At 70.9% G+C, this 25,424-nt stretch carries 20 protein-coding genes; 16 read left to right on the plus strand and 4 right to left on the minus strand.

The genetic code is table 11. From position 1 onward, the window contains the following. Nucleotides 1–2,430: a penicillin-binding protein 1A gene (locus tag HBB12_RS10820; protein ID WP_236989353.1), complete on the minus strand. Its 2,430-nt coding sequence runs from the start codon at nucleotides 2,428–2,430 to the stop codon at nucleotides 1–3. A 205-nt stretch (nucleotides 2,431–2,635) separates the two neighbouring features. Then, a complete protein-coding gene (locus tag HBB12_RS10825) occupies nucleotides 2,636–3,961 on the minus strand; it encodes an N-acetylmuramoyl-L-alanine amidase (protein WP_236989354.1) in 1,326 nt (441 codons plus the stop codon). A 794-nt stretch (nucleotides 3,962–4,755) separates the two neighbouring features. Here HBB12_RS10825 and HBB12_RS10830 point away from each other — a divergent pair. From HBB12_RS10830 to HBB12_RS10860, 7 genes are all read left to right on the plus strand, one after another. Further along, nucleotides 4,756–8,133 carry an Rne/Rng family ribonuclease gene (locus tag HBB12_RS10830; protein WP_236989355.1) on the plus strand — a complete coding sequence of 1,126 codons (3,378 nt, stop codon included), beginning with the start codon at nucleotides 4,756–4,758 and terminating at the stop codon, nucleotides 8,131–8,133. A 351-nt stretch (nucleotides 8,134–8,484) separates the two neighbouring features. Next, nucleotides 8,485–9,804: a methyl-accepting chemotaxis protein gene (locus HBB12_RS10835; RefSeq protein WP_236989356.1), complete on the plus strand. Its 1,320-nt coding sequence runs from the start codon at nucleotides 8,485–8,487 to the stop codon at nucleotides 9,802–9,804. Nucleotides 9,805–10,059: 255 nt separating this feature from the next. After that, a complete protein-coding gene (locus tag HBB12_RS10840; protein ID WP_236989357.1) occupies nucleotides 10,060–10,467 on the plus strand; it encodes a YciI family protein in 408 nt (135 codons plus the stop codon). Continuing rightward, nucleotides 10,464–11,735 carry an RNA polymerase sigma factor gene (locus tag HBB12_RS10845; protein ID WP_236989358.1) on the plus strand — a complete coding sequence of 424 codons (1,272 nt, stop codon included), beginning with the start codon at nucleotides 10,464–10,466 and terminating at the stop codon, nucleotides 11,733–11,735. The genes HBB12_RS10840 and HBB12_RS10845 overlap by 4 nt, the downstream gene beginning before the upstream one ends. Nucleotides 11,736–11,844: 109 nt before the next feature. After that, the gene (locus HBB12_RS10850) at nucleotides 11,845–12,267 is read left to right on the plus strand and encodes a VOC family protein (RefSeq protein ID WP_236989359.1); all 423 of its coding nucleotides are present in this window, start codon (nucleotides 11,845–11,847) and stop codon (nucleotides 12,265–12,267) included. A 54-nt stretch (nucleotides 12,268–12,321) separates the two neighbouring features. Then, a complete protein-coding gene (locus HBB12_RS10855) occupies nucleotides 12,322–12,786 on the plus strand; it encodes an SRPBCC family protein (RefSeq protein ID WP_236989360.1) in 465 nt (154 codons plus the stop codon). A 62-nt stretch (nucleotides 12,787–12,848) separates the two neighbouring features. Continuing rightward, nucleotides 12,849–13,328 carry a VOC family protein gene (locus tag HBB12_RS10860; RefSeq protein WP_236989361.1) on the plus strand — a complete coding sequence of 160 codons (480 nt, stop codon included), beginning with the start codon at nucleotides 12,849–12,851 and terminating at the stop codon, nucleotides 13,326–13,328. 353 nt (nucleotides 13,329–13,681) lie between these two features. Here the strand turns inward: HBB12_RS10860 and HBB12_RS10865 are convergent, their stop codons facing one another. Continuing rightward, on the minus strand, nucleotides 13,682–14,452 hold the full coding sequence (locus tag HBB12_RS10865) for a class I SAM-dependent methyltransferase (protein ID WP_236989362.1): 771 nt from the start codon (nucleotides 14,450–14,452) through the stop codon (nucleotides 13,682–13,684). A gap of 18 nt (nucleotides 14,453–14,470) precedes the next feature. Then, nucleotides 14,471–15,637, minus strand: coding sequence for an aminotransferase class I/II-fold pyridoxal phosphate-dependent enzyme (locus tag HBB12_RS10870; RefSeq protein ID WP_236989363.1), 1,167 nt, complete (start codon nucleotides 15,635–15,637; stop codon nucleotides 14,471–14,473). A gap of 183 nt (nucleotides 15,638–15,820) precedes the next feature. Here HBB12_RS10870 and HBB12_RS10875 point away from each other — a divergent pair, with 183 nt between their 5' ends. The 9 genes from HBB12_RS10875 (at nucleotide 15,821) to HBB12_RS34275 (ending at nucleotide 25,273) form a co-directional block, all read left to right on the plus strand. Beyond that, complete coding sequence (locus HBB12_RS10875; protein ID WP_236992745.1) at nucleotides 15,821–16,642, plus strand: DsbA family protein; 822 nt, start codon at nucleotides 15,821–15,823, stop codon at nucleotides 16,640–16,642. Nucleotides 16,643–16,805: 163 nt separating this feature from the next. Continuing rightward, the gene (gene accB / locus HBB12_RS10880) at nucleotides 16,806–17,291 is read left to right on the plus strand and encodes an acetyl-CoA carboxylase biotin carboxyl carrier protein (protein ID WP_236989364.1); all 486 of its coding nucleotides are present in this window, start codon (nucleotides 16,806–16,808) and stop codon (nucleotides 17,289–17,291) included. Between the two features lie 13 nt (nucleotides 17,292–17,304). Continuing rightward, the gene (gene accC, locus HBB12_RS10885; RefSeq protein ID WP_236989365.1) at nucleotides 17,305–18,660 is read left to right on the plus strand and encodes an acetyl-CoA carboxylase biotin carboxylase subunit; all 1,356 of its coding nucleotides are present in this window, start codon (nucleotides 17,305–17,307) and stop codon (nucleotides 18,658–18,660) included. Between the two features lie 243 nt (nucleotides 18,661–18,903). Beyond that, nucleotides 18,904–19,179: a hypothetical protein gene (locus tag HBB12_RS10890; RefSeq protein ID WP_236989366.1), complete on the plus strand. Its 276-nt coding sequence runs from the start codon at nucleotides 18,904–18,906 to the stop codon at nucleotides 19,177–19,179. 140 nt (nucleotides 19,180–19,319) lie between these two features. After that, nucleotides 19,320–19,982 carry a leucyl/phenylalanyl-tRNA--protein transferase gene (gene aat / locus HBB12_RS10895; RefSeq protein ID WP_236989367.1) on the plus strand — a complete coding sequence of 221 codons (663 nt, stop codon included), beginning with the start codon at nucleotides 19,320–19,322 and terminating at the stop codon, nucleotides 19,980–19,982. Nucleotides 19,983–20,259: 277 nt separating this feature from the next. Continuing rightward, on the plus strand, nucleotides 20,260–22,716 hold the full coding sequence (locus tag HBB12_RS10900; RefSeq protein ID WP_236989368.1) for a TonB-dependent receptor: 2,457 nt from the start codon (nucleotides 20,260–20,262) through the stop codon (nucleotides 22,714–22,716). A 184-nt stretch (nucleotides 22,717–22,900) separates the two neighbouring features. Beyond that, complete coding sequence (locus HBB12_RS10905; protein ID WP_236989369.1) at nucleotides 22,901–24,349, plus strand: ATP-binding protein; 1,449 nt, start codon at nucleotides 22,901–22,903, stop codon at nucleotides 24,347–24,349. Beyond that, the gene (locus tag HBB12_RS10910) at nucleotides 24,346–24,981 is read left to right on the plus strand and encodes a response regulator (protein ID WP_236989370.1); all 636 of its coding nucleotides are present in this window, start codon (nucleotides 24,346–24,348) and stop codon (nucleotides 24,979–24,981) included. The genes HBB12_RS10905 and HBB12_RS10910 overlap by 4 nt, the downstream gene beginning before the upstream one ends. A gap of 160 nt (nucleotides 24,982–25,141) precedes the next feature. After that, entirely contained in the window at nucleotides 25,142–25,273 is a 132-nt protein-coding gene (locus HBB12_RS34275) for a hypothetical protein (RefSeq protein ID WP_272913264.1), read from the plus strand. Nucleotides 25,274–25,424 lie beyond the last annotated feature (151 nt).

Below are 25,424 nucleotides of genomic sequence, written 5' to 3' on the forward strand. Positions count from 1 at the left end.
TCAGTACAACCCGCCCGCCTGGGCCGCCCTGTCCGCGTCCGGCGGCACCGCCGCAGGCGCCGCCGGCTGGGCGCTGGCCGGAGCCGAGTAGCTGTCCGGCGGGGCGGTGCCGGGCTTGAAGGCCTCGAGCAGCCCGCCCTCCGAGCCGCCGGCGCGGGTGCCGCTGGCCGCGTTGATGCGGATCAGCTTGATGCCCGGGGGCACGCGGAACGGCGTCGGCGGCTTGTCCTTCAGGGCGGCCTTCAGGAAGTCGCGGGCGATCGGGGCGGCGAGCCCGCCGCCGGTGGCGCTGTCGCCCAGCGAGCGGGGCTTGTCGTAGCCGATATAGATGCCGACCGCGAGGTCCGGCGAGAAGCCGACGAACCAGGCGTCCTTGGAGTCGTTGGTGGTACCGGTCTTGCCGGCGAGCGGCTTGCCGATCTCCTTGAGGATCGTGGCGGTGCCGCGCTGGACCACGCCCTCCATGATCGAGACGATCTGGTAGGCGGTGAGCGGGTCGAGGACCTGCTCGGAATCGTCGACCAGCTTCGGCTCGTCCTGGCCCGACCACTTCTCGGCGTCGCAGCCGATGCACTTGCGGGTGTCGTGGCGGTAGATGGTCTCGCCGTTGCGGTCCTGGATCCGGTCGATCAGCGTCGGGCGGATGCGCCGGCCGCCATTGTCGAGCATGGAGTAGGCGGTGACCATCCGCATCACGGTGGTCTCGCCGGCTCCGAGCGACATCGGCAGCACCGGCAGCATGTCGTCGTAGACGCCGAAGCGGCGGGCATACTCGGCGATCAGCGGCATACCGACATCCTTGGCCAGCCGCACCGTCATCAGGTTCTTCGAGTGCTCGATGCCGTAGCGCAGGGTGTGGGGGCCGCCGCCGGCCTTGCCGCCGTAGTTCGTCGGGGTCCAGGCCTCCTGGCCCGGGCCCGCCTCGATGGTGATCGGCGTGTCGAGGACCATCGAGGCCGGGGTGTAGCCGTTGTCGAGCGCCGCCGAGTACACGATCGGCTTGAACGACGAGCCGGGCTGGCGCATCGCCTGGGTGGCGCGGTTGAACTCGCTCTCGTCATAGGAGAAGCCGCCGACCATCGCGTGGACGCGACCGGTATAGGGATCCATGGCAACGATGGCGCCGGACACCTCCGGGATCTGGCGCAGGCGGTAGGCGTTGCCGGGACCGTCCATGCGCTCGACATAGACGACGTCGCCGGTGTTCAGCGCCGCCGCGACGCTGCGGCCGGTCCAGCGCACGCCCTCGGCCGAGATGATCCCGGTCTCGCGGTCCTTCGAGACCTGCCCCGAGCTCTCGCGCTTCGGCTGCAGGCCGATCGTGGCGCGGCCGCCGGAGGTGTCGAGCACCACCGCCAGGCGCCAGGGCTGCACGTCGCCGAGCGCCGGCACCTCGGCCACCGCCATGCCCCAGTCGCGGCCGGCGAGCTCGACCCGGCTCTTCGGCCCGCGCCAGCCGCGCGCCTGGTCGTAGCGCACCAGGCCGTCGACGAGGGACTTGCGGGCCATCGCCTGCATCTTCGGGTCGAGGGTGGTGCGCACCGACAGGCCGCCCTCGTAGAGCTTCTTCTCGCCGTAGCGCTCGGAGATCTCGCGGCGGACCTCCTCGGCGAAGTAGTTCGCGTTGGCGGTGTTGGGCGAGATGGTGCGCGGGTTGACGCCGAGCGGCAACTTGCGCTCCGATTCGGCCTCCTCCTTGGTGATGTACCCGTTCTGGGCCATCAACCCGATGATCTCGTTGCGGCGCGCCAGCGCCTGCTGGGTGCGGCGATAGGGATGGTAGTTGTTCGGGCCCTTGGGCAGAGCCGCGAGATAGGCCGCCTCGTGGATCGTCAGCTCGTGGACCGACTTGCCGAAATAGTCGAGGGCGGCGGCCGCGATGCCGTGCAGGTTGCGGCCCGGCACGATCGTGCCGAGGAAGATCTCGTTGAGGTAGAGCTCGAGGATCTTGTCCTTCGAGTAGGTCGACTCGATGCGCAGCGCGATCAGCGCCTCGCGGATCTTGCGGTCGAAGGTCTGCTCGGACGAGAGCAGGAAGTTCTTGGCGACCTGCTGGGTGATGGTCGAGGCGCCCTGCTTCTTGCCGCTCGAGGCATTGGTCAGGATCGCACGGACGATGCCCTCCGGATCGATGCCGCCGTGCTTGTAGAAGTTCTTGTCCTCGGCCGACAGGAAGGCCGCGATGACGATCTTCGGCATCGCCTGGATCGGCAGGTAGAGCCGGCGCTCGCGGGCATATTCCGCGAGCAGGCTGCCGTCGGCGGCGTGGACGCGGGTCATCACCGGCGGCTCGTAATTGGCGAGCGCCGCGTGGTCCGGCAGGTCGCGCGAGTACTTCCAGAAGAAGTAGCCGCCCGCCGCGGCGCCGACGACGACCGCCATCGCGCCGATGCTGAACAGGAAGCCGAAGAAGCGGAGGATGAAGCGCATCGAAACCCGATCCGTCGATGATGCCGCGCGGCCCGAGAGGGCCTTGACCATGAGCCCGGAGCGGCGGCTGAAGCCACGCCCGGGCACGGCTCCTCACGGAAACGCGACAGCCGTGGCGGCGCGCGACACCGCTCCCGCGCTTAGCGGAAGCGGCTCGCGAAAGCCAGGACAGCGAGGGGCCGACGGGTCCCTATCGACACGTTATCTATGGTGAAACTGGGGCGGGTGCGATCTGGGCGGCCTTGCCGAGCCGCGGCGCCTCGGTCCCGCGGGCGAGGGCCGGCGGCAGGCGGGCGGCGAAGAACGCCTCGATCGCCTCGGCCATCTGGCCGGTGACGGTGGCCCGCCATTCGTCGGAGAGCAGGAGGTCGAGGTCGCGCTTGCTCGACAGGTAGCCGAGCTCGACCAGCACCGAGGGCACGTCGGGGGAACGCAGCACCCGGAACCCGGCCTCGCGGTGGGGCTTGGCGCTCATCTCCATCACGCCGGACAGGCGGGTGAACAATCCCTTGGCGAAGCGGGCGGAGAAGCCGCGGGTCTCGCGCAGGGTGAGTTCCTGCAGGATGTCGGCGACGTCGCCCGGGCCCTCGCCCTGGTCGGCGCCGGCCGCCGCGTCGGCCTTGTTCTCGCGGTCGGCGAGCCGCGCCGATTCGGCGTCGGTGGCCTTCTCCGAGCCGGTATAGATGGTGGCGCCGCGCACCTGCGGGGCGGCCGAGATCGAATCGGCGTGGATCGACACGAACAGGTCGGCGCGGGCGTCGCGGGCGATGCGCACCCGCTCGTTCAGCGGCACGAACACGTCGCGGTCGCGGGTCATCTGCACCCGGATCCGGCCGCCGGCCTCCAGGCGCTGGACCAGCCCTTGGGCCACCCCGAACACGATGTCCTTCTCGTAGACCCCGTTGCCCGCGATGGCGCCCGGATCGATCCCGCCATGGCCGGCATCGATGATGACGAGGGGACGCGAATCGACGCCCTCGCGGGCGGGCGGGCCCGCCGCGCGGGGCGGCTCGGGGGGTTGCGCGGCGCGGCGGAAGGCCTCGCGGTCGCTGCGGGCGAGATCGATGGTCAGCAGGGTCGCCCCGTCCCGCGGGCGGGTCGTGGTCGCGACCCGCGCCACGGTGGCGGTCTGCGCCAGGTCGATGACGATGCGCGAGCGCCCGGGGGCGAACAGGCCGTAGCGATAGGAGGCGACGAGGCCCTCGCGCTTGCGGCCGGCCTCGGGGGGCAGCTGGAAATTGACCTCGGGCAGGTCGACGATCGCCCGGTCCGGCCGCTCCATCACGAAGGCCCGGGCCTCGACCGGCCGCGACAGCACCACGGTCAGGCGGGTGCCGCCTTCAGGGATAACCACCGTCTCGGCGGCGATCGCCACCGCGGGACGGTCCGCGGCGGATCGCTCGGCGGCAGGCCGCTCCGCCGCGCGGTCGGGCGCCGGCGGGGTGGCGCCAGCGGCGGCCGGCACGAGAAGGCCCGCGGCCACCAGGGCGGCGCGGACGAGCAGGCGGATCGGACGTGCGCGTGTCGACATGGTCTCGCGGCGACCTCAGGCGGCATCCCGGTTACGCGATAACCGCGCCATGGTTAACGCATCGCAAAGGCCTTCGGATCGCCGGCGAGCGGCTGTGGCCGCGGGGGTACACAGGGCGGGACGCGGTCGTCGCCGCGTGGGTCACAGGGAATGACGGGCCATCGGGCCCGAGCCCCGTGATGATGCTTGCAAATTCCGCCGGACACTCTGTAATGATGGTGACCCCTGCCCGTTGCCGCCGGCTTTTCGCCGCGGACCACGGGCTCGCCCGGACGCTCCTGAAGCGGCTTCGGCGCTGGCCGGCCGCCGGCGGATCGTCCGACGATCTCGCGAGCCGGGCAGGTGTCTTTCGATCCGCGACGGCGTTCGTGAACGTCGTCGCCCTGTTTTACCGGCGGCCGGACCCTCGCGTCCCGGCGCCTCGATTCGAAAGGTCGGTGGGAGAATGCGTGGACGCACAGCCTCGGATCTCGAAGCTGCCGTCCCCGGCGCACGCGTCCGGCGTCGCGCCCGTCCGCGCCCCCTGCCCCCGGCCATCGTCAACCCCTCGCGCGCGTGGATGCGCGCAGCGGCGATTGACGGCACGATCCGCACGACATCATCCGCCGCGCCCGACCGGGCACGGCACGGGAGAGCCCTCCCGGCGCAGGTTTCCGCGCCCGGGGCGGCACCGGATTACGGAGGCTCGTCCTCCCGCATCCGGCCAGGATCCCCGAGGGTTTCCGCCTCGCGATCCGTTCCCGGATGCCCCCGTCCAGCGGCGCTGCCGTCGGTCGCCATGCCGAAAGTTCGTCATGGCCAACAAGATGCTCATCGATGCCGCCCACCCGGAAGAGACCCGGGTGGTGACGGTCAAGGGTTCGAAGGTCGAGGAATTCGACTTCGAATCCGCTAGCCGCCGCCAGCTGCGCGGCAACATCTATCTCGCCAAGGTCACGCGGGTCGAGCCGTCGCTGCAGGCCGCCTTCGTCGAGTACGGGGGCAACCGCCACGGCTTCCTCGCCTTCAGCGAGATCCACCCCGACTATTACCAGATCCCGATCGCCGACCGGATGGCGCTCCTCGAGGAGGAGGCGCGGGCCGAGCGCGAGCACGAGGAGCGTCCCGAGCGCCAGGAGCGCCAAGAGCGCAGCGAGCGTCCGGAGCGCGGAGACCGCTCGGAGCGCAGCGACCAGCCGCGCCGCCGGCGCCGCCGCGGCCGCCGGGCGGAGGCCTCGTCGCGCCCGGCCGACGCCGTGGTGAGCGCTCCCGCCCAGGACTCGCAGGAGGCTGCCGGGCAGGACGGCGCCGCGCCGGAGACCCGCGCCGAGACGACCGACTGGCAGGACGCCCATCCCCGGGAGACGCTGGCGCAGGAGACCTTCGCCCAGGAGACGGTCGCCCAAGTGACGGTCGCCCAGGACGCTCCGGCGCAGGAGATTTCGGCGCAGGAGAACCCGGCTCCGGACGCCCCGCACCAGGAGGATGTCCGGCCCGAGGGTCGCGAGCATCCGGCGCAGGACACCGCCCCGGCCGGCGAACCCGAGTCGCACGTGTCGTCCGTCGAGGTCCAGGGCCACGCCCAGGCCGGCGATGCGGTCGCGCAGGACAACTCGGCTCACGCCAACCTGGCCGAAGACGGTGCAGCCTCGCAGGCGCCCGCCGCCGAGGACCACGCGGTCGAGGCTGCCGCCGACGAGGCCGCCCCGATGCAGGGCGAGGCCGGATCCGAGATCCCGGCGGCGATCGTCGCCGCCGTGTCGGCGGAGCCCGCCCCCGTCGCGGAGACCGCGGCCGCACCCGCCGCGACCGAGACCGCCGAGGCCGCTTCGCCCGTCGACGACGCCGTCCTGCCCCAGCCCGTCGCCGCCTCGCAGCCGGTCGACGCCGCCGAGGCGGAGGTCGAGGCCGACGAGGATGCGGACGAAGACGACGATTCGGACGAGGACCACGAGGACGAGTCCGACGACGAGGATGACGAGGACGAGGACGAGGACGGGGAAGACGAGGACGACGACGAGGACGAGGACCACGAGGAAGCGGTCGTCGAGCAGGTCGGCGGCCGCGGCGACGCGCTGGCCGAAATCCCCGAGCGCCCCCGCACCCCGCGCCGGCACTACAAGATCCAGGAGGTGATCAAGCGCCGGCAGGTCATCCTGGTCCAGGTCGTCAAGGAAGAGCGCGGCACCAAGGGCGCGGCGCTCACCACCTACCTGTCGCTGGCCGGCCGCTACTCGGTGCTGATGCCCAATACCGGCCGGGGCGGCGGCATCTCGCGCAAGATCACGAGCGCGGCCGACCGCAAGCGCCTGAAGGAGATCGCCACCGACCTCGAAGTGCCCGAGGGGATGGGCGTCATCCTGCGCACGGCGGGCGCCTCGCGCACCAAGCCGGAGATCAAGCGCGACTTCGAGTACCTGATGCGGCTGTGGGAGAGCGTGCGCGAGCTCACCCTGTCGTCGGCCGCGCCGGCGCTCGTCTACGAGGAGGGCTCGCTGATCAAGCGCGCCATCCGCGACCTCTACAACAAGGACATCGACGAGGTTCTGGTCGCGGGCGAGGACGCCTACCGCGAGGCCAAGGACTTCATGCGGATGCTGATGCCGACGCAGTCGAAGGTGGTGAAGCCCTACCGCGACCCGACGCCGGTCTTCGCCCGCTTCGGGGTCGAGCAGCAGCTCGACGCGATGTTCTCCAGCCACGTCTCCCTGCGCTCGGGCGGCTACCTCGTCATCAACCCGACCGAGGCCCTGGTCTCGATCGACGTGAACTCCGGGAGAGCCACCCGCGAGCACGACATCGAGGACACCGCGTTCAAGACGAACCTGGAGGCTGCCGAGGAGGTGGCGCGCCAGCTGCGCCTGCGCGACCTCGCCGGCCTCATCGTCATCGACTTCATCGACATGGAGGAGAAGCGGAACAACCGCGCCGTCGAGAAGAAGCTGAACGAGTGCCTGAAGAACGACCGCGCCCGCATCCAGGTCGGCCGGATCTCGCCCTTCGGCCTGCTCGAGATGTCGCGCCAGCGCATCCGCACCGGCGTGCTCGAATCGTCGTCGGTGCCCTGCCCGCATTGCGGCGGCTCTGGCTTCGTGCGGGCGACCGCCTCGGTGGCCCTCTTGATCCTGCGGGCGATCGAGGAAGCGCTGATCAAGTCGAGCAGCCACAACCTGATCCTGCGCACCCGGACCGAGGTGGCGCTCTACATCCTCAACCAGAAGCGGGCCCACCTGCACGAGCTCGAGGCGCGGTTCGGCGTCGCGATCATCATCGCGGCCGACGAGCGGCTGGCCGCGACCTCGGCCTTCCACCTCGAGCGCGGCGACATCGCCCAGCGGGTCGAGCCGCGCCCCGTCACCAGCATCCGGGCCGAGGCTGTGCTGCCGCCGCCGCTGGAGGAGGACGACGAGGACGAGGACGAGATCGTCGAGGAGGCCGAGGCCGAGGCCGAGGGTGAGGCCGACGTGGACGCCGAGGCCGAGGGCGAGGCCGAGGCCGAGGCGGAGACCGCCGAGGGCGCGGCCGGCGAGGACGAGGGCGGGGGCAAGCGTCGCCGTCGCCGCCGCCGTCGGCGCGGCCGGGGCGAGCGCGGCGAGGCCGAGGGTCACGAGGCGGACGAGGCCGGCGACGAGCCGGTCCGGGCTTCGGCCGAGCCGGATTCCGAGCAAGGGTCCCAGGCCGTGTCGATCCCGATCACCGAGGACGGCGCGGCCCCCGAGCGCGAGAGCCGCGAGGAGGCCCTGAGCCGCCGCCGCCGGCGCGGACGCCGGGGTGGGCGCGGGCGCGACCGCGCCGAGGAGAGCGTCGGCACGATCGGCGACGAGGTCGTGGCCGGGGCCGAGCCGGGTGAGACCGGCGCCAGCCTGGTGCAGGATTCGCTGGCCGAGGAGATCGTCGCCCTCGACGAGATCGCCGGGCCGACGCCCGAGGCGGTCGGCAGCCCGGTCGCGGCGCCCGATCTCCCGGCAGTCGAGCGCGAGGCCCTGACCGCCGAGGCGATCGAGGCCCCCGCCCCGGCCGGTGAGTCCGTTCACGGCTCCGGAACCGCGCCGGCGCCCGAGCCCGAGGTGCCGGCTCCCGCGTCGGAGCCCGAACCCGAGCCTGTGGCGGTCGTGCTCACCCCGCCCGATCCGGACCGCCCGAAGCGGGCCGGCTGGTGGTCCCGCACCAAGGCGGCGATCGGCGGCGAGTAACCGATCCCGGGACGGGCATGAGGCCCGTCCCCACCATTTGCCAACGAACGACGCGGGCCGCGCTCCAGAAGGAGCGCGGCCCGCGTCGTTCGTCGGGGCATCGAATCTACGGCGAATGGCCTGGGGCAACCGACCGGTGAATGCGGCACTTTATGCAATGCGGCGTCGCGAGACCTCACAACCATCGCATGCAAACACAATACCAGCGGGTATATGGATACCACGACAGCGCATCCAAAAATGGAGGACTGAAGGTCAACTAACATGCTACTTCATGACCTGATGTGGGCGTTAACGAAAACGATACGGAGATCGGCGAGAGATCGTGTCGTGCTCCCCTGGATGTCTGCCATGTTCCGCTCCCGTAAGGCCGCCACGCCCGCCCCCGTCGAGACGCCCGAGATGATCGAGGATCGACTCGCCGGCATGGTCGACCGGGCCGGTACGGCCGGCACCGAGCTGGGGAACGGGCGGCTCGCGACCGCGCTGGCGCGCCTCGTCGACCAGACGCGCGAGGCCGCCGCGGCCGATCTCGGCAGCACCGCCCGCGTGGCCGCGGAGGCCTCGGAGGCCGCCACGGTACTGGGCTGGATGACGCACGACGCCAGCGAGATCGCCGGGCAGACCCGCGCCATGGCGGCGGCCGTCGAGGAGGTGGCGGCCTCGACCCGGGAACTCGCCGGCCGCTCGCAGGCCAGCGCCGACGTCGCCGAGCAGGCGACGGGCGGGATCGCGGCCTGCGCGGCGGACATGCGCGAGGCGAGCCGCACCATGGCGGCGATCGAGACCCATGCCGGGCAGATCGAGCAGCGCCTGACCGGCTTCGAGGGCGCCGCCCTCCAGATCCAGGAGATGGCCGGCACGATCGAGGCGATCTCGAGCCAGACCAACCTTCTCGCCCTCAACGCGACGATCGAGGCGGCCCGGGCCGGCGAGGCCGGCCGCGGCTTCGCCGTGGTGGCGGCCGAGGTCAAGCAGCTCTCCGGCCAGACCGCCCGGGCCACCGAGCAGATCCGCGGCCGCCTGGCGGTGCTGCTCCAGGAACTCGCGGCGATCCAGGCCGCCGTGGCCGAGAGCCGGCAGGCCGTGGCGGGCGGCACGGCCGCGGTCGCCCGGGTCGAGGCGCGGGTGGCGCAGGAAGGCCAGGCCGTGGCCCGCTCGGCGGAAGGCATCCGGGCGCTCGCCGAGGTGCTGGGCCAGCAGGAGGCGGCGACCGCCGAGATCTCCTCCAGCGTGCAGCAGGTCGCCGGCAAGGCGCAGAAGACCAGCACCGAGATCACCGGGCTGATGACGATCCTGGTGCGGGCCGAGACCGCGGCGCAGGAAGCCCTCAAGACCGGCGCCGCCCGCGGCCTACCGGCCTACGCCCTGGTGCGCCTGCCGGCCGATATGGCGATGTGGAAGCGCCGCCTCGCGGCGGCCCTGGTCGGGCTCGGACAGGTCTCCGCGGCCGTGCCGCCCTTCCGCGATGCCGCGGCGGATCTCGGGCTCGACCCTGCCGATCCCGCCGCCGCGCGGCTCGTCGCGGCCGGCGCCGAGGCGCATCGTCATGCCGCCGCCATGGCCGAGGCCCTGGGACGTGGCGACTGGGGCACCGCCATACCGGCCTTCCAGGCCTTCGAGACCGCCGCCAAGGGGATGGTGGACGCCGCCGAGGGCGCCCGGCGCTAGAGCAATTCGCGATCGCGCTGCAATCGCGAATTGCTCCAAGTCTTCGTCTTGCCGCATCTTCTTCGGCGAACCGGCATCGACGTCGTCAGAAAATCCTCTAGAGCACTTCACGATCGCATTATTTTCTGCGACGAACCGGCATCCACTTCGTCGGAAAATGCTCTGGTCCGGGCCAGTTCGCAGATCGGGAATTCTGAGCGATCCTTGTCGGATCCGGGCCGCGTCATGCGTCCTTGAGACGAGGGAGGACCGACCATGCTCTACGCCATCCTGTGCTACAAGGACGAGGACGTCGTTGCCGCCTGGAGCGCCGCGGAGGACGAGGCGGTGATGGAGCGGCTCGGCCGGGTGCACGAGACGCTGGAGCGCCGGGGCAAGCTCGGCCCGTCCTTGCGGCTCCTGCCGACCACTGCCGCCACGACCTTGCGCAAGGCGAGCGAGCCGCCGCTCGTGATCGACGGTCCCTTCGCCGAGACCAAGGAGCAGTTGCTCGGCTTCTACGTCGTCGACGTCGCCGACCTCGATGAGGCGTTGGAAGTCGCCCGCGACCTCGCGAGCGCCAATCCGGGCGGCGCCTACGAATTGCGCCCGGTCCTGCTCTACAACCCCGATCCACGCCCGAGTGCCGCATCCTCGCCCGATCCGCGGCGGGCGGAACGTTGAGCGAGGCGTCGCCCGACCCCGCGTGGCTGGCTTGCGCCCTCGCGGCGGCGCGGCCGCGGGTGGTCTCGGCCCTGCTGCGGGTGTTTCGCGATCTCGACATTGCCGAGGAGGCCTTCCAGGAAGCGAGCCTGCGGGCCCTGCGCACCTGGCCCCGCACCGGCCCGCCGCGGGACGTGGCGGCCTGGTTGATCCTGGTCGGGCGCAACTGCGCCCTCGACGGCACGCGCCGCCGCGCCCGCCAGGCGCCGCTGCCGGCGGAGGAAGCCGTGACCGATCTCGACGACGCCGAGACGCCGCTCGCCGAGGCGATCGACGCGCAGGCCTACCGGGACGACATCCTGCGGCTCCTGTTCATCTGCTGCCATCCGGACCTGCCGGCGACGCAGCAGGTCGCGCTGGCGCTCCGCATCGTCTCGGGGCTTCCCGTCGCACGCATCGCCCGCGCCTTCCTGGTCTCGGAGGCGGCGATGGAGCAGCGCCTCACCCGCGCCAAGGCCCGCATCGCCAGGAGCCCGGTGCCGTATGGGGCGCCGGGACCGGCCGAGCGGGCGGAGCGGCTCGCGGCCGTCGCGGCGATGCTCTATCTCGTCTTCAATGCCGGCTACTCGGCGGCGACCGGCTCGGAGCGGGCCGTCCTCTGCGACGAGGCGATCCGCCTCGGCCGCCTGCTCCTGCGGCTGTTTTCCACCGACCCGGAGGTGATGGGGCTGCTTGCCCTGATGCTGCTCCAGCACGCCCGCTCGCCGGCCCGCTTCGATGCCGACGGCGAGATCATCCTGCTGGAGGAGCAGGATCGTGGGCTCTGGCGCAAGCCCATGATCGCCGAGGGACTGGCCCTCGTCGACAAGGCGATGCGCCACCGCGGCCCCGGCCCCTACCAGGTCCAGGCGGCGATCGCCGCCCTGCATGCCCGCGCCGCGCAGCCGCAGGCGACCGACTGGGCCGGGATCGACGCGCTCTATGCGGCGCTGGAGCGGATGCAGCCCTCGCCGGTCGTGACGCTCAACCGCGCGGTGGCGACCACCAAGGTCGCCGGCCCGGCGGCCGGGCTCGCCCTCGTCGAGCCCCTGGCCGGGCCGCTCCAGGGCTATTTCCACTTCCACGGCCTGCGCGGCGCCCTGCTGATGCAGCTCGGCCGCAACGACGAGGCGCGGGAGGCGATGGGCCGGGCGATCGCGCTCGCCGGCACTCCGGCCGAGGCCGCGCATATCCGCCGCCAGCTCGACCGGCTGGCCGGGGACGAATCCGCGGCCCCCGAAAAAATCTGAAGCCGGGCTGTCGGGACGCGGCCCTGCCGCCCGTCCTTGCAGCGAGGCCGCCAAGCGAGGCCGCCAAGCGAGGCAGCATCGACGACCGGCCCCACCGAGGAGAGGACCCATGAGCGACGCAACCCCCAAAGAAACCCCCAAGATGGCCCCGGTGAAGGGCGGCCTCGTCACCTACCTGATGCTGGACGGCGCTCGGAGGGCGGCTGAGTTCTACGTCCGCGCCTTCGGAGCCGAGATCGTGGCGGCGATGCCGGCCGATCCGCAGGGGCGGACGCCGCACGTGCACCTTCACGTCAACGGCTCGTCGCTGATGCTGAGCGACGCCTTTCCGGAACAGGGCTGCGCCCTGGCAGCGCCGCAGGCCTTCACCCTGACATTGATGGTGGAGGATATCGACGCCCGCTACGCCCACGCGGTCGAGGCCGGCGCCACCGCGCTGATGCCGCCGGCCGAGATGTTCTGGGGCGACCGCTACGGCCAGCTGCGCGATCCCTTCGGGGTGGTCTGGGCGATGAACCAGCAGAAACGCTGATGCCTCGCCGGGACCGGGCCCCCGGTCCCCCCTCCCCGACTGCCGAGCACGCCCATGACCGATCCGACCGGACGCGACCTCGTCCTCACCCGCCTGATCCCGGCCCCGGCGGCCGCGCTCTACCGCGCCTGGACCGAGCCGGACCTGATCAGGCAGTGGTTCGCCCCCAAGCCCTTCACGGTCGCCGCGGCCGAGACGGAGCTTCGTCCCGGCGGCGCGACCCGCATCGTCATGCGGGGCCCGGACGGCAGCGAGTTCGCGAGCAGCGGCGTCTATCTCGAGCTGGTCGAGAATGCCCGCATCGTCTTCACCGACGCCTATACCCGCGCCTGGGAGCCGGCGGAAAAGCCGTTCTTCACCGGCATCATCACCTTCGCGCCCGAGGGCGGGGCCACCCGCTACACCGCGCTCGCCCGCCACTGGAATGCGGAGGATCGCGCCGCCCACGAGGCGATGGGTTTTCACGATGGCTGGGGCCGATGCGCCAACCAGCTTGCCGCCCTCACCGCGCGGCTCTGAGCGAAGCCGCGTTCCGCATCGCGAAGCGATCAATCGGAAAGCGTATGACGGGAGACACGACCATGGCCGCTGTCAGCACCTGCTTGTGGTTCGCGCGCGACGCCGAGGAGGCGGTGCGCACCTACGTCGCCCTCGTCCCGGGTTCGCAGCTCGGGCCGATCCTGCGTGCCCCGGGTCCCTGGCCCGGGGGCGAGCCCGGCGCCGCGATCCTGGTGAGCTTCACCCTCGGCGGGCAGAGCTTCCAAGCCCTGAACGGCGGCATGAAGGCCGAGTACGGCACCGCCGCCTCGATCGCCGTCGCCTGCCCGGATCAGGAGGCGGTCGACAGCCTGTGGGACGGGCTGCTGAGTGGCGGCGGCAGCGAGATTCAGTGCGGCTGGCTGCGCGACCGCTGGGGCGTGCCCTGGCAGATTTTTCCCGAGATCCTGCCGCGGCTGCTCGCCGACCCGGACCCCGCCGTCGCCGCCCGGGTGTTCGCCGCGATGCAGGGCATGGTCCGGATCGACGTGGCGGCGTTGGAGCGGGCGGCGGCCGGGGAGTGACGTTCGCCTCTCCTGGGAAATCGTTGATTGTCCAGCCCAGTCGATCTGGCAGAGCCGCCGATACGGCTTCCGAAAGATTCGGACACCGTATCACCAGCCCGCGCGGCGCCTGAGCGAAGCCGGTTTCCGCATCGCGAAGCGATCAATCGGAAACCGTATGACACCTTTCCGCGTCATCCCAGGGCTCGACGAAGTCGAGAACCCGGGATCCATAAATACTGACGATGCCGGACAAGGCGTTTAGCGTTCCGCCTCATCCTGCACTGTCAGCGATTATGGATCCCGGGTTCCGCCGCGCGGCCCGGGGATGACGATGGAGGGTTTGAACCCGATCGTCCCGATCAAATAAAATCTCAGCAAACCCGCTCGCACCAATAGACGAACGTCCGGTACGGAAACGTCACCGCGTCACGACCGGCCAGTTCCGGCGTCCGGGCGATGAGGTCGCGCACGCTCTGCGCCACCTTTGCCCGCTCCGCCTCCGGCAACGCCGCAATGAAGCTCACCGACAGGGTACGGTCGAGGATCACCTGCTCGGGCGTGCCGGTATGGCCGTGCGGAAACGACGCCTCGTGCAGGGGCCCGAAGCCCTCGGCCGGAAACAGCCCCCGCCAGACCCCCGTGTGGTAGCGCGGCGCGTCGCCCTCGTGGGCGTTCATGATCGTGGTCAGCTCCGCCACCCAGGGTGTGCCGTCGTCGCGGACGTTCCAGACCAGGCCGAAGCGGCCCCCGACCTTGAGAACCCGGCGGATCTCGGCGAGCGCCGCCTTCGTCGAGAACCAGTGGAAGGCCTGGGCGCAGACGAGCGCGTCGAGGCTGGCATCTGCCAGCGGCATCGCCTCGGCGGAGCCGGGACGCGCCGTCACGCCGGGAAGCGAGGCGGCGAGCTGCGCCCGCATCGCGTCGACCGGCTCGATCGCCGTCACGTCGGCGCCGGTCGTCGCCAGCAGGCGGGTGAACTTGCCGGTACCGGCGCCGAGATCCGCGACGCTCCGGCCGGGCTCGAGACGCAGGGTCTCGCGCAGCCAGGCGCTCAGGGCGGCCGGATAGTCCGGCCGGCCGCGGGCATAGGTCTCGGCACCGGCGGAAAACCCGCCTGCGGCCGCCGGGTGCAGATCACTCATGCTCGGGTCCTCCTCCGATCAACGAAGCCAGCCCCTGAGCCGCCGCACCGCCTCCTGCGCCTCGGCCTCGCCGCCGGCAAACGACAGGCGCAGGTGGTGGGCGCCGGCCTCCGGGTCGAAATCGAGGCCGGGCGTCGCCGCGACGCCGGCCTCGTCGAGCATGCGGCGGCAGAAGCCGATCGAGTCGTTGGTGAGCCGGGCGACGTCGGCATAGAGATAGAAGGCCCCGTCCGCCGGATGCACGTCGCCGAGGCCGATCGACGGCAACTCGTTGAGGAGCAGCGACCGCGCGCGGGCGTAGTCGGTCTTGACCAGTTCCAGTTCCTCGGTGGCCTCGAAGGCGGCGAGAGCGGCCACCTGCGACAGGTAGGGCGCCGAGATGTAGAGATTCTGCGCCAGCCGCTCGATCGGCCGCACCAGGGCGTCCGGCACCACCATCCAGCCGATGCGCCAGCCGGTCATGCAATAGTATTTCGAGAACGAGTTGATCACGATGGCCTCGGGATCGACGGCGAGCGCCGTCGCGGCCGGCACGCCGTAGGTCAGGCCGTGATAGATCTCGTCGGAGATGAAGCGCAGGTTCATCGCGCGGCAGGCCTCGGCCAGGGACCGAAGACCCGCCTCGTCGATCATCGTGCCCGAGGGGTTGGCCGGGCTCATCACCAGCAACCCCGAGAGCGGCGCAGCGGCATGGGCGGCCCGTAACGAGGCAGCGGTCGGCACGAAGCCGTCCTCGGCACGCAAGGTGAGCCCCACCGGTTCGAGGTCGACGGCCTGGAGCACCGAACGATAGGCCGGGTATCCGGGCGCCGCGATGGCGACGCGCCCGCCGGCATCGAACAGGCTCAGGAAAGCCAGCACGAAGCCCGCCGAGGAGCCGGTGGTGACGACGACCCGCTCGGGCGCCACCGAGACCCCGTAGGCCTCGGCGTAGTGGCGGGCGATGCGCTCGCGCAAGGGGGCGAGGCCGAGCGCCTCGGTATAGGGGATGCGGCCCGAAGCCAGCGCGGCTTGCGCCGCCGCGATGGCGGATTTCGGCGCCGGGGCCGAGGGCTGTCCCACCTCCATATGCACCACGCTGTCGCCCTGCCGCTCGCGCCGCGCCGCGGCGGCGAGCACGTCCATCGCCAGGAAGGGCGCGACGCGGGCGGCGCGGCGGGACACGAGAGCGGCGGGATCGGACATGACGGGCCTTGGGTACGGCAACGGGTGCGCCCCCGCACATAGCGGGATTTGCCGGAGATTGCGCCCCGCCACCAGCGCCAAGCGTGATTTGACAAGGCCGCCGCGAAACCGCCTAACCGAGGGGTCAAGGAGCGTGCCATGTTCGCGCGCCACCGACGGTGGACGACCCCGATGAGGACGACGATGCTGCCCCTGCCCCGCCTTCTGCCCGCCCTCGCCCTCGCGGGCCTCGTCGCCGCGGTTGCCCCGACGCAGGCGCAATCGCCGACCACCACCCCGGCGGCACCGGCGGCCCAAGCTCCGGCGGCGTCGAGCCCGATGAGCGACGCCCAGCGCCAGGCGATCGAGGGCGTGGTGCGCGACTACCTGATGAAGAACCCGGAGATCCTCCAGGAGGCGATGGCCGAGCTGGAGAAGCGCCAGCAGGAGGCCCAGAAGGTCGCCCAGGCCAGCGCCCTGAAGGAAACCCGCGATACCCTGCACAACTCGCCGCACGGCTTCGTCGCCGGCAACCCGAACGGCGACGTCACCCTGGTCGAGTTCTTCGATTACAATTGCGGCTACTGCAAGCGGGCGCTCAACGACCTCCAGACCCTGATCAAGGGCGACCCGAAGCTGAAGGTGGTCCTGCGCGACTTCCCCGTGCTCGGACCCGATTCGCTCGAGGCCAGCAAGGTCGCGCTCGCGGCGAAGCAGCAGCTCAAGGGCGACAAGCTGTTCGACTACCATACCCGCCTGCTGGAGAGCCGCGGCCGGGTGAACGGCGAGCGGGCGATCGCGGTGGCCAAGGAGATGGGCCTCGACATCGCCAAGCTGCAGAAGGACATGCAGGCCCCCGACATCCAGGCGGCCCTGCAGGAGAATGTGGGGCTGGGCGACAAGCTCGGCCTGTCGGGCACCCCGGCCTTCATCATCGGCGACGAGATCATCCCGGGCGCCGTCGGCGTCGAGCCGATCCGCAAGACGGTGGCCGGCGTGCGCCAGTGCGGCCACGCCACCTGCTGAGGTTCCCGCTTGCCCGTCGCGCCGGCGCCACTATCGCGCGCCGGCCGCATGGTCTATGAGGCCCGCCGATCGCCCGCCGGACAGGAAGACGCCCCCGCGTCGTCCGCGCGTCGCCCCGGCGGGCCCGCCCCCGCCCCCTTTCACGATTGCCGAAGACCCGCCCGTGCCCTCCAACAACAAGCATGACCCCTTCGACCCCGAGCTCGTCCGCGAACTCGCGACCCTGATCGCCGAGACCGATCTCAGCGAGATCGAGGTCGAGAAGGGCGACCTGCGCATCCGCGTCGCCCGCGAGCGCGCCGTGCAGCAGGTGCAGGTCCCGGTGGCGGCCGCCGCCCCGCCCCTGCCCGCCGCCGCGATCCCCGCCGCCCCGGTCCTCACCGCCGAGTCCGACCCGAAGGCGCTCGCCGCCCATCCGGGCGCGGTGCTGTCGCCGATGGTCGGCACCGCCTACCGCAAGCCCTCGCCGGAGGCCAAGACCTTCGTCGAGGTCGGCTCGCGGGTCGAGAGCGGCGCCCGGGTGCTGCTCGTCGAGGCGATGAAGACCTTCAACGACATCGTGGCGCCGCGCGCCGGCACCGTGACGGCGATCTTCATCGAGGACGGTCAGCCGGTCGAGTTCGGCGAGCCCCTCCTGCTGATCGAATAAGTTTAAGGCCCCCATGTTCGACAAGATCCTGATCGCGAACCGGGGCGAGATCGCGCTCCGGATCCTGCGGGCCGCCAAGGAGCTCGGCATCGCGACGGTGGCGGTGCATTCCACCGCCGATGCCGACGCCATGCACGTGCGGCTCGCCGACGAGAGCGTGTGCATCGGGCCGCCGCCGGCCCGCGACAGCTACCTCAACATCCCGTCGATCATCGCCGCCTGCGAGATCACCGGCGCCGACGCGGTGCATCCGGGCTACGGCTTCCTGTCGGAGAATGCGCGCTTTGCCGAGGTGCTGAACCACCACGGCATCGGCTTCATCGGCCCGAAGGCCGAGCACATCCGGATCATGGGCGATAAGATCGAGGCCAAGCGCACCGCCAAGCGCCTCGGCATCCCGTGCGTGCCGGGCTCCGAGGGTGGCGTCACCGACACTGACGAGGCCAAGCGCATCGCCGCCGACATCGGCTATCCGGTGCTGATCAAGGCGGCCTCCGGCGGCGGCGGCCGCGGCATGAAGGTCGCCCGCAGCGAGGCCGACATCGAGAACGCGCTGATGACCGCCCGCACCGAGGCGAAGGCCGCCTTCGGCGACGACGCGGTCTACATCGAGAAGTATCTCGAGAAGCCGCGCCACATCGAGGTGCAGGTGCTCGGCGACGGCCGCGGCAACGCCATCCACCTCGCCGAGCGCGATTGCTCGCTCCAGCGCCGGCACCAGAAGGTGTGGGAGGAAGGCCCCTCCCCGGCGCTGAACGCCGAGATGCGCGAGCAGATCGGCGGCACGGTCGCCCGGGCGATGCAGGAGCTGGGCTATCTCGGCGCCGGCACGATCGAGTTCCTCTACGAGGACGGGCAGTTCTACTTCATCGAGATGAACACTCGTATTCAGGTGGAGCACCCTGTCACCGAGATGATCACCGGGATCGACCTCGTCAACGAGCAGATCCGGGTGGCGGCGGGCGCGCCCCTGTCGGTGCGCCAGGAGGACGTGCGGGTCGAGGGTCACGCCATCGAGTGCCGGATCAATGCCGAGCACCCGGCGACCTTCCGGCCTTCGCCCGGCACGATCACCTATTTCCATCCGCCGGGGGGACTGGGCGTGCGGGTCGATTCGGCGGCCTTCCAGGGCTACCGCATCCCGCCGCACTACGATTCGCTGATGGGCAAGCTCATCGTGCACGGCCGCACCCGCAACGAGTGCCTGATGCGCCTGCGCCGGGCGCTCGACGAGTTCGTGGTCGCGGGCGTCGACACGACGCTGCCGCTGTTCCGCACGCTCGTGCGCAATTCCGACATCCAGAACGGCCTCTACGACATCCACTGGCTCGAGGAATTCCTCAAGACCGGCGGGCTCGAGATCGCCTGAGGACCGTCTCGATCGGATCCCTCGTTCCGAAGGGGCGCCGCGAGGCGCCCTTTCGTGTTTTCGGATGCGGCATTGCAACAATCGTTGGTGCGCAAAATTTTTGCGGCGCCGCGGAACGGCCAGGCGCCTCGCCAGTTCTACTGGCGACAGCGGCCAGAACAGACCTCATGATCTCTTGGTTATCCAGCGATCATGAACAATCAAGGCCGCACCGGAACAAATCTTATCCGAAAGAGATTGACGATGCGCGTGATCAAGCTCGCCGCCGTGGCCGTCCTGTTGGCCACCCCCGCCCTCGCCCAGGTGACCCAGGCCCCGCTGGCGCCGAACCCGGCCGCCCCGGTGGTCGGCCCCCTCACCACCGGCAGCGTGGTGAACCCTGAGCGCCCGGCACCCGTCGGCGGCGTCGGCCGCAATACCGTCGAGACCGTGGTCGACTCGGCCAAGGGTGGCAATGCCGCGATGCCGAGCCGCATGAACCCGAACCTCGGCAACACGGCGGGCGGCCCGTCGAACTGAACCAGACCGTCACGGTCGGGGACGGCCCGTGGCCCAGAGCCGCGGGCCGCGCCTCGTCGCGTGAGGCCCGATGCCCTATCTTTGCCGGAGCCTGAACCGGGTGGAGAGTGGCCGCCCGTCCGCGCCCGGAACCCTCGTCGATGCACGGCAGCCTGAACGTCGAGATCACCGCCGAGATCCTGCTCAAGGCCTACGCGGCCGGCATCTTCCCGATGGCGGAGGATGCGGACGATCCGACCCTGTACTGGGTCGAGCCGAAGGAGCGGGGCATCCTGCCCCTCGACCGCTTCCATCTTGGGAGCCGCCTCGCCCGCACGGTGCGCAACGGCGGCTTCGAAGTGGTGACCGACCACGACTTCGACGCGGTGATCGAGGGCTGCGCCGCGCCGCGCCGCGACAGCGACCGCACTTGGATCAACGCCCGCATCCGCGCCCTCTACGGCGAGCTGTTCGATCTCGGCCATTGCCACACCGTCGAGGTCTATGCCGGCGAGCCCCGGACCCTGGTCGGCGGGCTCTACGGCGTTTCCCTCGGCGCGGCCTTCTTCGGCGAGAGCATGTTCCACACCGCCCGGGACGCCTCGAAGGTGGCGCTCGTCCACCTCGCCGCCCGGCTGAAGCGCGGCGGCTATACCCTGCTCGACGCTCAGTTCGTCACCAGCCATCTCGCCCAGTTCGGTGCCGAGGAGGTGCCGCGCCACGTCTACAAGGCGATGCTGCGTGCGGCGATCGACCGGCCGGCGCAGTGGGACAGCGCCGCCCTCAGCGGGGCCGAGGCGGTCGCGGCCCTCGGCCAGCCCTGACACGGGGGGCCCATACGGGTAAGTCGATCACCCGAGAATATCCAGCAGTTTCGATTGCCGAATCTTCCCGACCGAAGTCTTATCGCATTCTCAGATTGTTGCCGTCAGGTCACGGCGAGCCACGGACAGGCGGCAACTCTGCCTCGGAACCACTGGAATGTGCAATGCCCCCACCGGCGGGATTGCGGCAGAATGGTGAAGCTCGCTATCTCTCCTACCCAAGCGAGGCGCCGTGCGGCGCCGCACAGACGATTCGGGTCGGGGGAGTGTGTCGGACATGGTGGCGTCGCGCTGGGGACTTCTGGTCACGACCGCTCTCGTCTCCGCCGCGCTGGTCGCGCCGGCCGTGGCGCAAGGCACCATCGCCCTCGAGACGATCGACGTCGTGCCGGTGACGCCGGTCGGCGGCGCGGGCGGCACCCGCAGCGCCGGCGAGCGGATCGAGGGCGGCGCCCTGCCGCTGGCCAAGGTGCCCTTCACCGTCGAGACCGTGACGGCCAGGAAGCTCGAGCAGGACCGCGCCACCCTCGACCCGACCTTCACCCTCGCCCGCACGACGCCCGGCGTGAACCTCTCCGACGGCCAGGGCAACAGCTTCCGCCAGACCCTGACCTATCGCGGCTTCGACGCCTCGCCGCTCCAGGGCGCGCCGCAGGGGCTCGCCGTCTACCAGAACGGCACCCGCATCAACGAGGCCTTCGGCGACGTGGTGAACTGGGACCTGATTCCCCAGGTCGCGATCAACCGCATCGACATCGTCACCGGCAACCCGATCTTCGGCCTCAACGCGCTCGGCGGCGCGGTCAACATCGAGATGAAGAATGGCTTCACCTGGCAGGGCAAGGAAGTCTCGGTGATGGGCGGCTCGAACGGCCGCATCCTCGGGACCCTGCAATACGGCGAGGTGATCGGCCCCTGGAGCTTCTACTTCGCCGGCGAGGGCCTGCGCGATGCCGGCTGGCGCTACAAGTCGCCGTCCGAGATCGGTCGCCTCTACGCCGATATCGGCCACCGCAGCCTCGATTCCGAGTTCCACGTCATCGCGTCGGGCGCCCGGACCTTCTTCGGCGCCGCCGCCGCGACCCCGGTCGACTTCACCCATGTCGACCCGCGGGCGATCTTCACCTATCCGCAGACCACCACCACCGAGGTCGGCCAGATCCAGGTCACCGGCAAGGTCAACATCTCGCCGACCTGGGACCTGTCGGGCAACGCCTATGTCCGCCGCTTCAGCCAATCCTACATCGACGGCAACGACGGCAATTTCGAGAATTGCTCGTCGCGCTCGAACTTCCGCGGCAATCTGTGCTTCGAGGATGACGGCTTCTCCCCCAGCGCCGGCCAGACCCAGGCGCAGTTCCGCAACCAGTTCCTGATCCTCGGGCCGCAGAACCAGCGGATCCCGTTCCGGGCCGGCGTGCCCTACGGCACGATCGATACCGTCCGGAACGAGGCGACCGGCTATGGCGGCAGCCTGCAGGCGACCAACCGCGACCGCATCCTCGACCACGGCAACACCTTCATCGTCGGCGGCAGCATCGACGTCGCGAACTACACCTTCAAGTCGGCGAGCACGCTCGGGGTCATCAATCCCGACCTGAGCATCACGACGGACCCGAACAACCCGACCTACGGCAATATTCCCGGCCTCGGCGTCGGCCCGATCCGCACCGCCGGGGCGCTCGGCATCGCGCCGAGCCAGGTCACCGGCTCGAACCTCTATATGGGCCTTTACGCCCTCGACACGTTCGACGTCACCGACCGGCTCTCGCTCACCGCCGGCGCGCGGTTGAACTTCGCCCGCATCTCGACCCAGGACCTGACCGGCTTCTCGCCCGACGTCACCGGCACACACTACTTCAGCCGGATCAATCCGGTCGCCGGGCTGACCTACCGCTTCTACGACTGGCTGACCCTGTACGGCGGCTATTCCGAGTCGAACCGCGCGCCGACGCCGCTGGAGCTCGCCTGCGCCAACCCGGACCGGCCGTGCCTGCTGCCGAACTCGCTGGTCGCCGACCCGCCGCTCAAGCAGGTCGTGGCGCGCACCTACGAGGTGGGCTTCCGCGGCGCGGTGCCGAACTTCTACGAGGGCGGCCTGCTCAACTACAAGCTCGGCGCCTTCCGCACCGACCTGACCAACGACGTCCTGCAGATCGCCGTGCCGGGCAACGCGGCGCGCGGCTATTACGTCAACGTGCCGGCGACCCAGCGCCAGGGCATCGAGGTCGCGGCCGAGTACGTCACCGAGCGGCTGAGCCTCTATGCCAATTACGCGCTGATCGACGCCACCTTCCAGTTCCGCGGCGACCTGTCCTCGCCCAACAACCCGCTCGCCGATGACGGGCTCATCACCGTGCGCCCGGGCAACAAGCTGCCGCTGGTGCCCGAGCACCAGTTCAAGGCCGGTTTCGACTACGCGATCACGCCGCAATGGCGCTTCGGCATGAACATGCAGGCGTTCTCGTCGTCCTATTTCCGCGGCGACGAGTCGAACCTCAACCGCAAGCTGCCGGCCTATTTCACCGCCAACCTCAACACCAGCTTCCAGCTGACGCCGACCGTCCAGATCTTCGGCCTGGTGACCAACCTGTTCAACAACCGCTACGCCAATTTCGGCACCTTCCTGGAGCGCAGCGACGACTTCGCCGGCCGCTACGTGCTGAACGATCCCCGCACCACCACCCTGGTGCAGCCGCTGTCGGTCTATGGCGGCGTGCGAATGACCTGGTAGGCCAGCCGATCAGATTGACAGCGGGCCCGCCGGCGGGCTCGTGTCATGCCGGGCCGGTCCGGAAACATTCAGGGACCGGAATGGCGCGGGACCCCCTCTCCCGTGTGGGAGAGGGGGTCCCGCGCTTTTCCAGTCTCCCGCGGCCTGCCGTATCGCGGCTTTCCCTCGCTCCCCCGAGAGCCCGTTGCGCCCGACCCCGCTCCCCACCACCGAGCCCGACGCCGCCCCCCGCCGGCGCCTGCCCGCCCTCTGGTCCGGCCGCCCGATGCGGGCGCGGCTGATGGTGGTCGTCGTCCTCATCAACCTGGTGGCGGCGGCGATCTCGGGCGCGGTCATCATCCACAAGGCCCGCACCGCCACCGAGGTCGAGACCGCGGCCTCGCTGGCGGTGGTCGAGCCGCTGGTGGCCGAGACCCTTCAGGCCGATACCCTGCAGACCTGGCAGGATGCGCCGCTGCCCGGCCTGTTCCGGACCCTGTCCTACCGCTTCCAGGGCCTGCGCCACGTCCGGGTGACCCTGCTCGACGCCGCCAACCATCCGGTGGCCGCCGGCCCGCGGCGGGAGGGCACGCGGCGCGCGCCCCGCTGGTTCGCCGCCCTGATCGCCCCGCCGGCGCAACGTCACGAGGTGCCGCTGGTGCTCCGCGGTGCCCGCATCGGCACCGCGCTCGTCACCGCCGAGCCCTCGGACGAGATCGACGAGGTCTGGGGCTACGCCCTGGCGCTCGGCCTCACCGGCCTCTCCTTGAGCCTCGCCATGCTGGTGATTCTCTATGTCGCCTTCGGGCGGATCCTGAGCCCGCTGGCCCAGCTCGCCGCCGGGCTGACGCGGCTCGAGCAGCAGGATTACGACGCCCGGGTCGGCCGGCCCGACACCCGCGAGCTGGCGGTGATCGCGACCCGGTTCAACCGCCTCGCCGAGGCGCTCGGCGCGGCGCGGGCGGCCAACCTCCGGCTCCATCGCCGCGTCATGACCGCCGAGGAAGACGAGCGGCGGCGCACGGCGCTCGAACTCCACGACGAGTTCGGCCCCTGCCTGTTCGCGATGGAGGCCAATTCCTCCTCGATCGCCCGCATCGCCGGAACCCTCGACGAGCCGGCCCGCAGCCGCCTGATCCAGCGCACCGACGACATCGCGGCGATCGTCACGCGGGTGCAGACCATCAACCGGGCGCTGCTCAACCGCCTGCGCCCGGCCGGCCTCGGTCAGGTGCCGCTCGCCCGCTGTCTCGAGCTCCTGGTGCGCGAGGCGGCCCGGCACCATCCCGAGATCGCGGTCGAGGGCCGCTTCGCCGGGCTGAAGGCCGGCTACGGCGACCTCGTCGACCTGACGATCTATCGCTGCGTGCAGGAGGGGCTGACCAACGCGCTCCGCCATGCCGGGGCGTCGCGGGTGACGGTGGCGGTCGCCGACGAGGCGGACAGCCTGCGCCTCAGCGTCGACGACGACGGGAGCGGCCTGGCCGACGATCCCGGCGTTGCAGGGGGCGTGGGACGCGAAGGACGGGGACTCGCCGGGATGCGCGAGCGGGTCGAGGCCCTGGGCGGCCGGCTCGCGCTGGAGCCGCGCGCGCCGGGCACCTCCCTGCGGATCGTGCTCCCGGCCGGCACGCCCGAGGAGGAGGCTCCGTGACCCGCACCGTCGTCATCGTCGACGATCACCCGATCGTGCTCCAGGGCGCCCGGCGCCTGTTCGAGGATGCGGGCGCCGAGGTGCGGGGCGCGGCCTGCCTCGCGCAGGGCTACCGCGCGATCCTGCGCCGCCGGCCCGAGGTGGCGGTGATCGACCTCGCCTTCCCGGGCCGGGATCTGGCCGGCCTCGCCCTGATCGGCCGGGTGCGCAAGCGGGTGCCGGCCACCCGGGTGCTGGTGTTCAGCATGCATGCCGACCCGGCGATCGTCGCCCGGGCCCTCGCCGCCGGCGCTATCGGCTACGTGCTCAAGGACGCGCCCGCCGGTGACCTGGTGCGGGCCTACGAGCAGGTCCGGACCGGGCGGCCCTATCTCGACGGGCGGCTCGCCACCGAGGTCGCCCTGCTCCAGGCCGATCCGCGCCGCTCCCTGCTGGGTGCGCTCAGCGCCCGCGAGCGCCGCATCCTGGCGCTGCTGGCGGAGGGACGGGGCTACGCGGCGATCGCCGAGGATCTGTCGGTCAGCTACAAGACGGTGACCAATTCCTGTGCAGCGCTCCGCCAGCGCCTCGGGGTGGCGACGCTGACCGAGCTGACGCATTTTGCGGTGCGGCACGTGGCGGATTTGCGGTGAGGGCGGGTTCGGTTCAAGCGTTAAAAATTCTTAATGCCATCGATGCCGATTTCGGCATGGGCTCCCGAAACCCAATGACAATCCGCGGCATTACCTAGGTGCAGTCGAGATCAAGCGGCTGCCGATCTCGAACGAGGTCCACCCACCTGGGAGAACACCGATGACCAATCCTGGGGACTTTCGCGAAGCCATCGTCGCCCTCACCGTTCTGGGCGGGAGCGCCTTCACGGTCGAACAATACATCCGGTTCAAGCTCTGGCCGCGGTCGGATTCTGGTGAGCGCCAAGGTTGAGGTGCGGCCGTCGCTCCCGCACAGCGCAGCCTTCCGTGTCGTTTTACTGCGGCGCCGCGATCGGGCGCCGCTCCAAGTCTTCGATTTTACCGCACTTTCGCGACACGCCGGCATCCACCTCGTCGGACAATGCTCTCACGCGAACGCAACG

The organism is Methylobacterium sp. SyP6R (genome assembly GCF_019216885.1).
In the GTDB taxonomy this organism is placed as follows: domain Bacteria; phylum Pseudomonadota; class Alphaproteobacteria; order Rhizobiales; family Beijerinckiaceae; genus Methylobacterium.